Source organism: Janthinobacterium sp. GW821-FHT03A03 (genome assembly GCF_059421435.1).
On sequence record NZ_JBWKUZ010000007.1, the window covers coordinates 79,345 to 94,160 of the forward strand.

14 protein-coding genes are annotated in these 14,816 nt (G+C 63.7%); 6 read left to right on the top strand and 8 right to left on the bottom strand.

The window, feature by feature from the left end; genetic code table 11:
* Positions 1-41: 41 nt before the first annotated feature.
* A complete protein-coding gene (locus AC07VI_RS15600) occupies positions 42-842 on the top strand; it encodes an AraC family transcriptional regulator (protein WP_172404752.1) in 801 nt (266 codons plus the stop codon).
* Positions 843-911: 69 nt separating this feature from the next.
* Here the strand turns inward: AC07VI_RS15600 and fliD are convergent, their stop codons facing one another.
* The 4 genes from fliD to alr form a co-directional block, all read right to left on the bottom strand.
* Positions 912-2,297, bottom strand: a complete 1,386-nt coding sequence (gene fliD / locus AC07VI_RS15605) for a flagellar filament capping protein FliD (protein WP_086145952.1) — start codon at positions 2,295-2,297, stop codon at positions 912-914.
* Between the two features lie 230 nt (positions 2,298-2,527).
* Positions 2,528-2,848: a PilZ domain-containing protein gene (locus tag AC07VI_RS15610; protein ID WP_301178810.1), complete on the bottom strand. Its 321-nt coding sequence runs from the start codon at positions 2,846-2,848 to the stop codon at positions 2,528-2,530.
* Positions 2,849-2,979: 131 nt separating this feature from the next.
* A complete protein-coding gene (gene radA / locus AC07VI_RS15615) occupies positions 2,980-4,356 on the bottom strand; it encodes a DNA repair protein RadA (protein ID WP_086145954.1) in 1,377 nt (458 codons plus the stop codon).
* A gap of 74 nt (positions 4,357-4,430) precedes the next feature.
* The gene (gene alr, locus AC07VI_RS15620; protein ID WP_086145955.1) at positions 4,431-5,522 is read right to left on the bottom strand and encodes an alanine racemase; all 1,092 of its coding nucleotides are present in this window, start codon (positions 5,520-5,522) and stop codon (positions 4,431-4,433) included.
* Between the two features lie 257 nt (positions 5,523-5,779).
* On the opposite strand from alr, the gene lplT reads away from it, so the two are divergent.
* The gene (gene lplT / locus AC07VI_RS15625) at positions 5,780-7,042 is read left to right on the top strand and encodes a lysophospholipid transporter LplT (RefSeq protein ID WP_076572067.1); all 1,263 of its coding nucleotides are present in this window, start codon (positions 5,780-5,782) and stop codon (positions 7,040-7,042) included.
* A 98-nt stretch (positions 7,043-7,140) separates the two neighbouring features.
* Here the strand turns inward: lplT and AC07VI_RS15630 are convergent, their stop codons facing one another.
* Genes AC07VI_RS15630 through tsaB form a run of 4 tightly spaced genes read right to left on the bottom strand, consistent with a single transcriptional unit; the run spans position 7,141 to position 10,202 of the window.
* Positions 7,141-8,079: a DUF1853 family protein gene (locus AC07VI_RS15630; protein ID WP_099419424.1), complete on the bottom strand. Its 939-nt coding sequence runs from the start codon at positions 8,077-8,079 to the stop codon at positions 7,141-7,143.
* On the bottom strand, positions 8,072-8,992 hold the full coding sequence (locus tag AC07VI_RS15635; protein ID WP_492995010.1) for a uracil-DNA glycosylase: 921 nt from the start codon (positions 8,990-8,992) through the stop codon (positions 8,072-8,074). Before AC07VI_RS15635 ends, AC07VI_RS15630 begins: the two co-directional genes overlap by 8 nt.
* On the bottom strand, positions 8,989-9,480 hold the full coding sequence (rimI, locus tag AC07VI_RS15640) for a ribosomal protein S18-alanine N-acetyltransferase (RefSeq protein WP_086145958.1): 492 nt from the start codon (positions 9,478-9,480) through the stop codon (positions 8,989-8,991). Before rimI ends, AC07VI_RS15635 begins: the two co-directional genes overlap by 4 nt.
* Positions 9,477-10,202 (bottom strand): tRNA (adenosine(37)-N6)-threonylcarbamoyltransferase complex dimerization subunit type 1 TsaB, encoded by a 726-nt coding sequence (gene tsaB / locus AC07VI_RS15645; protein WP_086145959.1) that lies wholly within the window; start codon positions 10,200-10,202, stop codon positions 9,477-9,479. The genes rimI and tsaB overlap by 4 nt, the downstream gene beginning before the upstream one ends.
* Positions 10,203-10,463: 261 nt before the next feature.
* Here tsaB and dapC point away from each other — a divergent pair, with 261 nt between their 5' ends.
* From dapC to AC07VI_RS15665, 4 genes are all read left to right on the top strand, one after another.
* Positions 10,464-11,693: a succinyldiaminopimelate transaminase gene (gene dapC, locus AC07VI_RS15650; RefSeq protein WP_086145960.1), complete on the top strand. Its 1,230-nt coding sequence runs from the start codon at positions 10,464-10,466 to the stop codon at positions 11,691-11,693.
* Between the two features lie 17 nt (positions 11,694-11,710).
* On the top strand, positions 11,711-12,538 hold the full coding sequence (dapD, locus tag AC07VI_RS15655; RefSeq protein WP_086145961.1) for a 2,3,4,5-tetrahydropyridine-2,6-dicarboxylate N-succinyltransferase: 828 nt from the start codon (positions 11,711-11,713) through the stop codon (positions 12,536-12,538).
* Between the two features lie 235 nt (positions 12,539-12,773).
* Positions 12,774-14,321: an FAD-dependent oxidoreductase gene (locus tag AC07VI_RS15660; protein ID WP_492995013.1), complete on the top strand. Its 1,548-nt coding sequence runs from the start codon at positions 12,774-12,776 to the stop codon at positions 14,319-14,321.
* Between the two features lie 132 nt (positions 14,322-14,453).
* Positions 14,454-14,810: an ArsC family reductase gene (locus AC07VI_RS15665; protein ID WP_099419425.1), complete on the top strand. Its 357-nt coding sequence runs from the start codon at positions 14,454-14,456 to the stop codon at positions 14,808-14,810.
* Positions 14,811-14,816 lie beyond the last annotated feature (6 nt).

The following is a 14,816-nucleotide window of genomic DNA, read 5'->3' on the forward strand; positions in this document are numbered from 1 at the left end:
TCCGACAGAACGACATAATTTATCGAATTAAGGCCAAGCTGATGGGTGTACCTATCCTCCACCATACCCGCATGTGTCCGCCACGGGAGGCGCCCAGTGCGACCATCCCCGTGACCATGGTCGCGCGCGACCTGCAAACCGATGAATTTCTCTTGCCGCACAGCCATCCCTGGGGCCAGGTGACCATGGCGCTCGAAGGCGTGCTGCGCATCACGGCCAACAACAGCAGCTGGGTGCTGCCGCCCATGCGCGCCATCTGGATCGCGCCGAACGTCGAGCATGCCGTCACGATACTGGAAAAAACCCGTTTGCGCCCGCTGTGCATCCATGCCGCGCGCGCGCCGTTCGCGGGCCGCGACTGCAAGGTGCTGGAAGTGTCGAACCTGCTGCGCCAGCTGATCATGGCGCTGGAACAGCTGGACCCGGGCCAGGAGCCGGCGCGCGAAGCGCTGCTGGCCGAGCTGATACTGGACGAGCTGAAACGCTCGGACACGCGCCCCATCCGCGTGCCCTTGCCCAACGACAAGCGCTTGAAAACCCTGTGCGACAGCCTGATCGACAAGCCCGGCTCGAACCAGACGCTGGAACACTGGGCGCAGCTGGTGGGCGCCTCGGAGCGGACCCTGGCGCGGCTGTTCGAACGGGAATTGGGCATGAGTTTTGGCCAGTGGCGCCAGCAGGTGCGCCTGGCGCACGCGGCGCCCATGATCGCGCGCGGCGTGCCCTTGTCGCAGGTGGCCGAAGAATTGGGCTACGCCAGCCAGTCGGCCTTTTCCGCCATGTTCAAGAAGACGTTCGGCAGTTCGCCGTCGGCCTTCTTTGCCCAGGGCGACAGAATGTAGCAAGCGCGCCGATACGGTGTGCAGGGCAAAGCGCTGCCACGCCGCCCCGGGCGCTTTGGCAACGCGCCCTTAAGCCATGAAGTCAAACAAGGAGTTCTTGCCCGTATAACCGGGAAGGGCCGAATTCGTTCCCATCTGTTCCTGGGCCGAATAGGCCTTTATCAGCGCCTGCGCCTGGGTCGTCAGTGCCTTGGCCAGCACGGCTTTCTTGTTGGTAAGGGTGGTGATGTCCTTGCCCACCGATTGCACTTCCTTGCGGATGATGCTCGTCTCGCCCGTCAGTTCGCCGATCTTGCTGGAAAACTGGTCCGCCACGCCCTTGCCGTTGTTGGTAAACAGCTTGCTGACGGCGTCGGGATCGGCGGCGATGGCGGCCTTGAGTTTTTTCTCGTCCAGCACCAGCTCGCCGCTTTTGCCCAGGGTCACGCCCGCGCTGCTCAGCACGGAAGCCGGCACGCCCGTGCTGGCCGTGCGCAGCACCTGCTCCATCTGCGAACGCACCTGGCCCAGGGCCGTATCGGATTTCAAGTCGCCCTGCTGCAGGCTCTGCAGCTTGCTGTTGAGCTCATTGTAGGCGGTGACGAAACTGGCCACGTTGGTGGCGATCTGGCTGCTGTCCTTGGCGATGACGAGGTCCGTCGTGCCCTTGGTCTTCAATTCGATGGTGACGCCCTCGACGGCCGTCGTCAGGGTGTTCGTGGCGCTCTTGATCTCCTTGCCGTCGATGGTCAGCAGCGCGTCCTGCGCGGCGGCCGTCTGCTGCATGCCCTTGCCGGCGCCGGGCGCATAACTGAGCAGATTGCTGACGGCCGCGTCGCCGGAGACGCTGATGCGCATGCTGCTGTCGGCGCCGCTCTTGCCGTTCAGGGCCAGCGAATAGCCATCGGGACCCTTGACCACGCTGGCGTCCACGCCCTGCTTTTTCAGCGCGGCGGCGATGCCGTCGAGGCTATTGTTGCTGCTGTCGATGGTCAGCGAAATGACCTTGCCGCTGCCTGGCGTGAATTGCTTGCCGTCGGCCGTGCCCACTTCGATCTTGACCAGCGCCGGCGCGCCCGTGCCGATGGGCGTGCCCGACGATTTCTGCGCGCCGCTCAGCAGGGTCTGCCCCTGCGCCAGCTGCCTGATGTTCATTTCGTGGCTGCCGCTGACAGCCTTGTCGGTGGTGGTGGCGCTGACGACGCCCTTGGTGCTCGACGTGGCCGAGGTGGCCAGGCCGCTGCCGGCCATGTTCTTGGCCACGGTCTGGAATTTCGCCAGCGCCGACTGCAGCTGCCCCAGGCCGGAGAACTTGGCCTGGTCGCGCGCCAGGCTGGCGTTGAGCTTGACGACGCCCGTGTTTTGCGACTGCATCTGGCGCTCCACCTTGGCATACACGTCGGCCGAGATATTGCCCTGCGTCGTCTGCTGCGTGTTGTTGGTAAAGGCTCTGCTGTTGATGGTCGAATTAAACATGGTAGGCGTTCCCGTCCGGTGTAAGGTCAAGGCACACGGATCAGGTCATGACCGCGCGCTGCGCATGAAATGGACGGCAGGCGCGCGTGGCGCGGCAAGGTCCTCTTCTGGTTGATAATTATGCAGTATTACTGGAATATCAAAACAGCGAACAGAACAGGTTTTTCCTGACTGCAAACCCATATGCACCATTTTAGCGCATTTGACGCGCACGTCCTTCCAGGCATGCCTCAGCGCATGAATTTGGCGATGGCACTGCTGACAGCCATGTCCAGCTGCAGAAAAGTCAGTCCCACCTTGAAACCCGCGCTGCTGAAAATACAGTGCGAGACGGACGTGCGCGCTTCAACGACATGCGCCTTGCCATCATAAAACAGCTCGAACAGCACCTTGCCCTGCTTGCCCGCCTGCACCGGATCGGCGATCACGGCCGACATGCCGCCCGGCCCCACGTCCAGGGTGCGCGCCGCCACGGGGCCCGCCCCATCCATTACCAGCATTGCCTTGGCACGCAATATCTTGCGTGCGCCTTGCCTTTGTTCAACTGACACTGTATTCCGCTTCTCTATTAATGCATGGTCGATGCGAACCCGCTGCGCGGATTCATCGGACAAATATTATAGTTCCAAACGGAAACTTTGTTTGACTTACCTCAAGCTTGGCATTTAAACCATACCAACTTTTACTCGTGATCGCGGAGTTTGTTAAATGCTTCGTCGATGCGCTCGACGCCGATGACCTTGATGCCGTCGATGGCTTGCTTGGGCAGGTTGGACTTGGGCACCACGGCCAGGGTAAAGCCCAGCTTGGCCGCCTCGCGCAAGCGCTCCTGGCCCCGTGGCGCGGGACGGATTTCGCCGGCCAGCCCCACTTCGCCAAACACCACGAGTCCCCGCGGCAAGGGCTTGTTGCGCATCGAGGAATTAATCGCCAGCAACACGGCCAGGTCGGCCGCCGGTTCCGTGATCTTGACGCCGCCGACGGCGTTGATGAAGACGTCCTGGTCAAAGGCGGCGATGCCCGCGTGGCGGTGCGCCACGGCCAGCAGCATGGCCAGGCGGTTCTGCTCCAGGCCGACGGACAGCCGGCGCGCATTGGGCAAGTGGCTGGTGTCGACGAGGGCCTGGATTTCCACCAGCAGGGGGCGCGTGCCTTCCTGCGTCACCATCACGCAGGAACCTGGCACCTGGTTGTCGTGCTGCGACAGGAACAGGGCCGACGGGTTCGACACCCCTTTCAAGCCCTTTTCCGTCATGGCGAACACGCCCAGCTCGTTGACGGCGCCGAAACGGTTCTTGATGGCGCGCACGAGACGGAAGCTGGAATGGGCGTCCCCCTCGAAATACAGCACCGTGTCGACGATGTGCTCGAGCACGCGGGGGCCGGCCAGCGCCCCTTCTTTCGTCACGTGGCCCACCAGAATGATGGTCACGCCCGTCTGCTTGGCCGCCCGCGTCAGCTGGGCCGCGCATTCGCGCACCTGCGCCACGGAGCCGGGCGCCGAGCTGAGCGCGTCCGAATACACGGTCTGGATCGAGTCGATGACCACCACTTCCGGTTTTAAATCGGCCAGCGTGGCGAGGATTTTTTCCAGCTGGATCTCCGCCTGCAGTTTGAGTTCCTTGGCGTCGATGACGAGGCGCTTGGCGCGCAGGGCGATCTGCGCGCCCGATTCTTCGCCGCTGACGTACAGCACGCGCTTGTGGTGCGACATGTTGGCCAGCGCCTGCAGCAGCAGGGTCGACTTGCCGATGCCGGGATCGCCGCCGATCAGCACCACGCCGCCCGCCACCATGCCGCCGCCCAGCACGCGGTCGAATTCCTCAATGCCCGTGCCGAAGCGGGGCACGTCGATGGCGTCGATATCTTCCAGCGACAGCACGGGCGCCGTCTGCGCCAGCGACATGTGCTGCGGGTTCGAATAGCGGTTGTTGCCGCCCGTCTCGGGCAGGGTTTCCACCATGGTATTCCACTGGTTGCACGAGGTGCATTGCCCCATCCATTTGTTACTGATGGCGCCGCAATCGCTGCAGGTGTAGATGGTCTTGACTTTTGCCATGGTGTACTTTGCCCGGGTAAAATGAAATAGCTGGTTATATATACAGTATATACAAACCGCGCTGCCGCGTCACCCTACGCTTCGACCACGGGCACGCGCGGCGCCAGTGCGCACATCAGCTCGTAGCCGATGGTGCCGGCAGCCAGCGCCACCTCGTCGATCGGCATGCCCTGGCCCCACAGGGTGACGGCACTGCCCACTTTTGCACCCGGCACATGGGTCACATCGACCATCAGCATATCCATCGACACCCTGCCGATGAGCACCGTGCGCACGCCGTCGACGAGCACGGGCGTGCCTTCGGGCGCGTGGCGCGGGTAGCCGTCCGCGTAGCCGCACGCCACCACGCCCACCTTGACGTTGCCGGCCGCTTCGTAGCGGCTGCCGTAGCCCACCACCTCGCCGGCGGCGATATCCTGGATGCCGATGATACTGCTGCGCAAGGTCATGGTGGGCAACAAGCCGAAGTCCTGCGCCGACGTGCCGCCGGGAGCGCCGCTGGGCGTGCCGCCGTACAGCATGATGCCGGGACGCACCCAGTCGCTGTCCAGATGATGCATCAGCAGGCCGGCCGAATTGCACAGGCTGCGCGGCAAGCTTGTCCCTATGCTGGACGCACCCGCTTCGAAACGCAGCATCTGCCGGGCCAGGGGCAGGCGCGTGGGCCCCGCCTCGTCCGCATTGGCAAAGTGCGTCATCAGGGTGATCGTGCCGATATGCGGGATGGCGCGCAGGCGCGCATACGCGGCGGCCACGGCCTGCGGCGTGAAGCCCAGGCGGTTCATGCCCGTATTCATCTTCAGGTGCACGTCGATGGCGGCCGGCAGGCGCGCCGCTTCCAGCATGGCGATCTGCTCTTCGCAATGCACGCTGCCGTCCAGCTTGTGCTGCGCCATGACGGGCAAATCGCCGGCGTCGAAAAATCCTTCCAGCAGCAGGATGGGCTTGGTCCAGCCCAGTTCGCGCAAGCGCACGGCATAGTCGACCTCGACCAGGGCCAGGCCATCGGCGGCGGCAAAGCCCCGCATGGCCCGTTCCAGGCCGTGGCCGTAGGCGTTCGCCTTGACGACGGCCCACACCCTGGCGCCGCGCGCGCAAGCGCGGGCGCGCGCCAGATTATGTTGCATGGCATCGAGATGGATAGTGGCGATGAGGGGCCTGGGCATATGCGTCATTCACGGCGGGTGGGAAAGCCGTATTTTACCGGATGGGCCGGATGCGGGCGACGGGGCCTGCCAGGCAGGCGTGCACGATGCTCGCCCAGGATAGCATTTATAAAATGCTCACATGTGATGTATTTTTCTACGGCAGAATAATTAAGCTTCGCTTAGGCAAGACTATGCAAAGCAGCCCCGTCCAAACTTGGGGTTTGCCGTTTTTTCGTGGTATAAAGCAAGCCAGATATGATTTCAGGCATTCCAGAATGAATCGTGGTTTTTATACCATCATGGCGGCGCAGTTCTTTTCCTCGCTGGCCGATAACGCCCTCTTTTTTGTCGCCGTCGATTTATTGGTGTCCATGAAATCCCCGGCGTGGATCACGCCGCTGCTAAAACTGTCATTCGTGCTGTTTTACGTGCTGTTGGCCGCTTTTGTCGGCGCTTTCGCGGATGCATTGCCGAAGGGCAAGGTCATGTTCATCGCCAACATGGTCAAGATCTTCGGTTGCGCCCTCGTCTTCTTCCACGTCCATCCGCTGCTGGCCTACGCCGTCGTCGGCTTTGGCGCGGCCGTGTACTCGCCCGCCAAATACGGCATCCTGACGGAATTGCTGCCGCCGGAAAAGCTCGTGGCGGCGAATGGCTGGATCGAAGGCCTGACCGTCACTTCCATCATCCTCGGCACCGTCATGGGCGGCGCACTCGTCAGCGGCCACGTGTCCGACATGCTGCTTTCGTTCGATCTGCCCTTCGTCGATACCGGCATCACCACCAAGACGGAAGCGGCCCTGTGCGTGGTGGTCGGCATCTATGCGCTGGCAACCCTGGCCAACCTGAAGATTCCCGACACGGGCTGCGTGTATGCGCACCAGGAACGCAATCCTATCAAATTGATTACCGATTTTGCCAATTGCTATTCCATCCTGTGGAAAGACAAGCTGGGCCAGATCACCCTGGCCGTGACAACCCTGTTCTGGGGCGCCGGCGCCACCTTGCAGCTGATCGTGCTGGAATGGGCCAAGCAGTCGCTGAACATGCCGTTCGACAAGGCGACCAGCCTGGTGGGCGTGGTGGCCATCGGCGTGGCGGCCGGCGCCGTGCTGTCGGCGCGCTTCATTCCGCTGCGCAAGTCGCTGACCGTCATTCCGCTGGGCATTGCCATGGGCGTGATCGTCATGATGATGACGCAAGTGCATTCCGTCTGGATCGCCTACCCGCTGCTGGTGCTGATCGGCGCCCTGTCCGGCTTCTTCGTCGTGCCAATGAATGCCCTGCTGCAACACCGCGGCCACGTGCTGATGAGCGCAGGCCATTCGATCGCCGTGCAGAACTTCAATGAAAACCTGTCGATTCTGACCATGCTGGCCGTGTATTCCATCATGATCCGTTTGCACCTGCCGCTGAACATCATCATCATCCTGTTCGGCCTGTTCGTCGCCGGCACCATGTACGCCATCATGCGCAAGCACAAGCTGAACCAGGCCGAGCATGACAATCTTTCCTTGATCGGCGAGCAAAAACATTAAACCCAGCAAGTGCTGGGGTCAGACGGGGACGCCGAGTCCCGACGGGGGAAGGCATCCCAATGGGATGCCTTCCGATCGCAAAGCGGCTGACCCCGGCATTACCCAGGCAGCGCGCCTGTTATTCGCCGCGCGGCAGCCTGCTGCGTCCAGTCAGGCGGCACGACAAAACCGCGCGTGCGCTCCACTTCCCAGCCTTCGATAGTATCCACCGTGGCCACCATCAGCGGTTGCGCCAGATCAAACAACTGCGCGCGCAAGGCATCGACGTCCAGCACTGCCGCCTCGCGGCCCTTGAACGGCGCCAGCCATTGCAAACGCGGCAGCACGACATAGCGCTGCGCGGGCAATTGCGCGGGCGTGCACCAGAAGCCGTGTCCGTGATCCTGGGAAATGCCGTCCATGCCGGGCGCCGTGCCGAGGGCGTAAAACAGCCAGCCCTTGACCAGCGCCTGCGCCGCCCGCACGGGCTGCGCCAGCAAGCCTTGCGCGGCCGGATGGCGGGACAGGGCCAGTTGCTTGTCGAGAATCTTGCGCATCTTCAAGCCCAGGGTATCGGCCAGGTTGGGGCCGATCAAGTGGTTGAAGACGCCGGGATCGGGCGCGCCTTCGAGCAGGTAGAACTTGGTGGCAAATTCCCAGTGCCGCAGCTCGTCGCCGTCATGCAGCAGGAAATCGAACTCGCCCACCGTGTCGTTGCGGTTGACCTGCACCTGCAAGCCATGGGCTGCCAGGATACCCTGTTGCGCAAAATAAAAGGCCAGCAGCTTTTCAGCATACAGGCCCAGGCGGGAATAGAACCGGCTGCCCAGCGCCGCATCGAGCGGCGACGGGTCATCCTGCAGCGCCGCCAGCCACGCCGCCACGGCGGGCGTGACGGCAGGCAGGCTGGCGATGCGCCCGCCCCAGTGCACGCTGGCCGGGTCGAGCAAGTCGGGCGAATCGAGCAGCCAGGCCAGCGCGCGCACGCGGGGCTGCGTCAGATGGCCCCAGCGCTGCTCGAAGCGGACCTGGAAGGTGCCGCCGGCCGTATCAACCACCGTGCGTGCTTTTCGCCAGGCACAGGTCGGCCCAGGCGCGCGCCTTGGCCTTGCCCGTTGCGTCCTGCAACAACATTTCCGGGTGGAAGGTGGCGATCAGCGAGGCATTGCCCAGCTGGCGCACCTTGCCGCGCACGGGTTTTTCGCCGGGATTGATGCCGGCGGCGGCCATGGATCCGAGCGTCAAGATAGTGCGCGGCTGCAGCAGGGCCAGTTCGCGCTCGAAATACGGGCGGCAGGCGGCGGACTCGGCCTCGGTGGGCAAGCGCTCCAGGCCGGCCGCGTCAAGCGGACGGCATTTCAGCAAGTGCGTCATATACACATCGCGATCCGCATCGACGGCGATGGCTTTCAGCATATTGTCGAGCAACTTGCCCTGCTCGCCCGGCAAGGCGCGCCCTTCCCGCTCTTCCAGGCGCGAGGGGCTGCTGGCCAGCATCAGCCAATCGCCCTGGCGGTCGCCGCGGCCCATGACGACGCCCTTGCGCGTCTTGCACAAGTCGCAGCGCGCGCACTTGGCGACGGCGGCCGTCAAGCCATCCCAGTCGAGGGCGGCGATATCGGCATCGCTGAGCTGCCTGGCGGGCGGCGGCGGGGGCGCATCGTCGAACCAGGCCGTGTCGTCGGGCGCGGCGGCAGGCGCGGGAGCAGGCGCGGCCGCGGAAACAGGAGCCGCGGCGACGGGCGCAGCAGCTTCCACGGTGTCCGCGACTGCCTCTGCGGCAAGCACTTCGGCCACGGGCGCCGGGACAGCTGCGGCTGCGGCAACTTCGGCCACGGGTTGCGCCACGGCCACTTCCACCTCCACGGCAGCCTCGACGACAATATCAACGGCCTCGGGCGCGCCGCCCTGGCGCAGGCGCCACAACGGCCCCACGCCCATTTCATCGAGGAAAACGGCGCTGCGGCTCATAGGGTATAACGCATCACGATGGCGTCCTCACGTTGCGAGTTGCTGGCCGGATAATATCCCTTGCGCCGGCCGATCTGGGCAAATCCGTAGCGCTGGTAGATGTCGAGCGCGCGCGTATTCGACGGGCGCACTTCCAGCAGCATCGATTCCATGCCCAGCTGGCGCGCGCAGGCGCAGGACTGGTTCAGCAGGAAGCGGCCCAGTCCCTGACCCTGGATGGCGCCCTCGACGGCCACGTTCAGCAAGTGCGCCTCGTCGACCACCAGCATCAGCAGGAAGTAGCCAAGCAAGGTGCCGTCCGCGTCGCGCAGCACCCAGGCCGGGTAGCCGCTCTTGAGCGAATCGACGAAATTGCCATGCGTCCAGGGATGCGGATAGACGCGCTGCTCCAGCGCCAGCACCTCGATCAGGTCCGCTTCAACCATCGGCTGATAGTCGAGGCGCAGCAAGTCCCAGCCTGCCGCGCCGACCTTGCCTGCCTCGCTCATTGCGCGGACTCCGCGGCGGCCTTGGCGGCCTGCATGTCCAGGCGTTCCGCGCTCGTGTAGGCGATCTTGTTACGCAAATACAAAGGCTGCGCCTCGGCCGCCGTCACGCACCGGCCGGCCGCAAACGCGATGCGCGCCAGCTGCGCCACCTGCACGGCATGCGGCATGATGGCCGCGTCGGCCGTGGCCGCGCACGGCAGCGCGGCCAATGCGTCGGCGTAGGCGCTAAAACCGTTGCCGCAGCCGGCCACATCGCCTTGCGGCGCCACGCCGGCCGGCGCGCTCAGGGCCGGCGGCAGGACGGCCTGCAAGCCATTCTGGTACTCATATTGCGCCCAATACACCTCGCCCATGCGGGCGTCGAGCACGGTCACGATGTGCTGCGCGCCATGCTGCTGGTGGCAGGCGAGGGCCATGGCGTCGAGGGTCACGACGGGCACGACGGGCAGGCTGGCGCCGTAGGCCAGGCCTTGCGCGATGCCGCAGGCCGTGCGCACGCCCGTAAACGAGCCGGGGCCGGAGCCGTAGGCGATGGCGTCCACGTCGGCCAGGGTCACGCCCGCTTCGGCCAGCAATTCCTGCACCATGGGCAGGATCGACTGGGAATGGGTGCGCACGCCCGACGAGGCGCGGGACAGGACGGCATCGCCGCGCAACAGGGCGCAGGAGGCCAGTTCGGACGATGTTTCAATAGCAAGCAGGGTGGGAAGTAAGGTAGACATAACGTATTTTACCTTGCCGCGCCACGGCGCGGCACTCCCCGCTGCGGCATGGCGCGGCAAGCCGGGCGGCGATCAGGCCGGCGCAGCTTGAGACGGCTTGCACAGCACCCCCGCGAGGACGGCTATAATGAAAGACGCAGCTAATTATTTGACCGGCATCAAGTCTGCCGCGCCAAGCAATCGTTCCGCCATGACTAAGCAACACTACCAAGCTACATCGCTCAGCAACATCGTCTTTCCACTCTTGCCCTGGTCCGTTCCGTGAATCCACTTCTTGCTAAACTGCAACCATATCCATTCGAAAAGCTGCGCCAGCTGTTTGCCGGTGTGACGGTCAACCCCGAGTATGCGCCCATCAGCCTGGGCATGGGCGAACCCAAGCACCCGACGCCGCCGTTCATCGAGCAGGCGCTGGTCGACCATATCCACGGCCTGGCCAGCTATCCGACCACCATCGGTTCGGAAGCCTTGCGCGGCGCCATTGCCGGCTGGCTGGAACGCCGCTACGGCATCCCCAGGCTCGATCCTGCCACGCAAATCCTGCCCGTGAACGGTTCGCGCGAAGCGCTGTTTGCGCTGGCGCAAACGGTGATCGATCCGTCGGCCGGTTCGCTCGTGATCAGCCCGAACCCGTTTTACCAGATCTATGAAGGCGCGGCCTACCTGGCCGGCGCCGAACCGTATTTCGTCAATTCCGACCCCACGCGCAATTTCGGCTGCGATTACGACAGCGTGCCCGCCTCGGTATGGGAAAAAGTGAAACTGCTGTTCCTGTGTTCACCGGGCAACCCGACGGGCGCCGTGCTGACCCTGACAGACTGGGAACACCTGTTCGCCCTGTCCGAGCGCTACGACTTCGTCATCGCCGCCGACGAGTGCTATTCCGAGATCTACCACGGCGACACGCCGCCGCTGGGCGCGCTGCAGGCGGCGCACATGCTGGGCCTGTCCACGATCGAGCGCCCGTATGCGCGCCTGGTGGTGTTTTCCAGCCTGTCGAAGCGCTCGAACGTGCCGGGCATGCGCTCGGGCTTTGTTGCCGGCGACGCGGAAGTGCTGAAAAAATTCCTGCTCTACCGAACCTACCACGGCGGCGCCATGAGCCCCGCCGTGCAGGCGGCCTCCGTCGCGGCCTGGAACGACGAAACCCATGTCGAGGAAAATCGCGCCAAGTACCGCGCCAAGTTCGACGCCATCACGCCGCTGCTGCAATCGGTGATGGACGTGCAATTGCCGGACGCCGGCTTCTACCTGTGGGCCGACGTCAGCCGCACGGGCCTGTCCGACACCGAATTCGCGCAACGCCTGTACGCCGAATATAATGTCACGGTATTGCCTGGCAGCTACCTGGCGCGCGACGCGCACGGCATCAATCCGGGCCGCAACCGCATCCGCATGGCCCTGGTGGCCGAAACGGCCGAAGGGCTGGAAGCGGCCTTGCGCATAGTAAAATTCTGCCAGCAGCTTTCCGCATCCGCATCAACCAACTAAATGAACAAGACATCATCATGAGCCAACAACTGCAAACCATCATCGACCAGGCCTGGGAAAACCGCGCCGAGATCAATCCGCGCAACGGCACGGCCGAACTGCGCGACGCCGTCTCCCACGTCATCAACGGCCTGGACAACGGCAGCATCCGCGTGGCCGAAAAAACCACGGGCGACTGGGTTGTCAACCAGTGGGTCAAGAAAGCCGTGCTGCTGTCGTTCCGCCTGGAAGACAACGTCGTCCTGCCGTCCGATGGCACGATGCAGTTCTACGACAAAGTGCCGACCAAGTTCGCCAACTACACGGCCGAAGACTTCGCCAAGGGCGGCTTCCGCGTGGTGCCGCCCGCCGTCGCCCGCCGCGGCAGCTTCATCGCCAAGAACGTCGTGCTGATGCCTTCCTACGTCAACATCGGCGCCTACGTCGATGAAGGCGCCATGGTCGATACCTGGGCCACCGTCGGCTCCTGCGCGCAGATCGGCAAGAACGTCCACCTGTCCGGCGGCGTCGGCATCGGCGGCGTGCTGGAACCGATGCAAGCGAACCCGACCATCATCGAAGACAACTGCTTCATCGGCGCCCGCTCGGAAATCGTCGAAGGCGTGATCGTCGAGGAAAATTCCGTCATCTCGATGGGCGTGTACATCGGCCAGTCGACCAAGATCTACGACCGCGCCACGGGCGAAGTGACGTATGGCCGCGTGCCGGCAGGCTCCGTCGTGGTCTCGGGCAACCTGCCTTCGGAAGACGGCAAGTACTCGCTGTACTGCGCCGTGATCGTCAAGCGCGTCGATGCAAAGACCCGCGCAAAAACGGGCATCAACGAACTGCTGCGCGGTATCTGATGACACCTCTGTAAACCTACTGCGCTGCCCACTATCGGGTTTCCGTTGCTCACTGTACTAACTGTACAGTTCCGCTACTCGACCCGATATTGAGCGTGCTCGCTACGGTTTGCAGAGGCGTCGTGACGCACGTAAAAAAAAATCATGTCCTGCCAACCGGCGGGACATTTTCATTTCTGGCGAGCAACTTCAATCGTCGCGCCCCCGCTTCTCATCCTGTCCTATACTGGATGGCATGAATACTCCTCCCGTATTGATCGTCGGCGCCGGTCCTACCGGCCTCATGCTTGCCTTGCGCCTGGCGCGCCATGGTGTCGATTGCCGCATCATCGACAGGAACAGCGGCCCCGGCCAGGCGTCGCGGGCCATGGCCGTGCATGCGCGCACCCTGGAGTTTTACCAGCAGCTGGGCTTTGCCGACGAGCTGGTCAACCTGGGCATCAAGATCAATGCCATGCACATCCACGAAGGGGGCGAGGAACTCGTGAAACTGGCGCTGGGCGAGATCGGCGAGGGCCTGAGTCCCTATCCTTTCGTGCTGAGCCTGCCCCAGGACGAGCATGAACGCTTTCTGATCAGCAAACTGGCGGCGGCCGGCGTGCATGTGGAATGGAACGTCACGCTGGACCTGTGGACACAGGACGATAGCGAAGTGCAAGCCATCCTGCTCCATAATGGCGAACGCCAATATTGCACGTTTGACTATATCTGCGGCTGCGACGGCGCCCGCAGCAAGGTGCGCGAGATCGCCGGTTTCGAGTTTTCCGGCGGCACCTATGACCACCTGTACTACGTGGCCGATGCGCAAGTGGCGGGCAACAATACGGATTTGCACGCCCACCTGGGCGCGAACGCATTTGCGCTGATGTTGCCCGTGCGCACCACCGGCATGCAGCGCCTGATCGGCATCCTGCCCGACCGCCCCGATGGCGCGCCGGCGCCCGTCTTCGACGACGTGCGCAGCGACGTGGAAGCCCTGCTGGACATCCGGGTCGAACACGTGAACTGGTTTTCCACCTATAAAGTGCACCACCGGGTGGCAGCGCAGTTCCGCGCGCGGCGCTGCTTCATCCTCGGCGACGCCGCCCATCTGCACAGCCCCGTGGGCGGCCAGGGCATGAACACGGGCCTGGGCGACGCCGTCAACCTGGCCTGGAAACTGGCGCAAAAGCTGCACGGCCAGAGCAACGACGCCCTGCTCGACACCTATGAAAGCGAGCGCATCGTGTTTGCCCGCAAGCTCGTCGCCACCACCGACCGCGCCTTCCAGGCCATCGTCGCGCAGGGCATCGCCGGGCAATTCCTGCGGCGCTGGCTGGTGCCGCACGCGCTGCCCTTCCTCTCGGGCTTCGCGCGGGCGCGCCGGCTGCTGTTCAAGACCGTGTCGCAAATCGAGATCAGCTATGAAGACAGCGCTTTGTCCGCGGGCCATGCGCAATACCTGCGCGGCGGCGACCGCCTGCCGTGGTTCTCCGACGGCACGCAAGACAATTTTATCGCCCTGTGCAGCATGGATTGGCAATTGCATATCTATGGCGAAGCGGCGCCCGAACTGCTCGACGAGGCGCGCGTGCTGAAACTGCCCGTGCATTGCTACACCTACAACGTGGCCGCCAAGCTGGCCGGCCTGGGCCGCGACGCGGCCTACCTCGTGCGCCCCGACGGCCACATCGCGCTGGCCCTGCACCTGCAGGAAAGCGGCGCCCTGCGCGCCCTGGCCTTGCGCCTGGGCCTGCATTTCGGCCCGCAAGAGATGGGCAAGACGGCGCCACGGCCCGTGTAGGGGAATCACGGGGCCGTGTTGCACTGCCGCATCGGCTGCGCATCGACTGTATAATGGCGGCTACCATCGCATTTTGTCCTGGCGCAAGCGCCGCGATCAAGCGAACCGCATTCATACCCCTTAGCCCTACCCATGACGACCATTACACTCTACGGTATCCCCAACTGCGATACCGTCAAAAAGGCCCGCACCTGGCTGGCCGCGCAACAACTCGATTTCACCTTCCACGACTTCAAGAAGCAGGGCCTGGAACGCGCCACCGTCGAAGCATGGCTGCAGCAATTGCCGTGGGATGTGCTGGTCAACAAGAAAGGCACGACCTGGCGCGCCCTGTCCGACGAGCGCAAGGCATCGATCACGGACGCGGCCGGCGCTTTGGACCTGATGCTGGAAAACCCGTCCATCATCAAGCGCCCCGTGCTGGACAAGGATGGCCAGTTCAGCGTGGCGTTTTCCGATGCGCAGTACAAGAGCATTTTTTCAGTTTAAACCCGA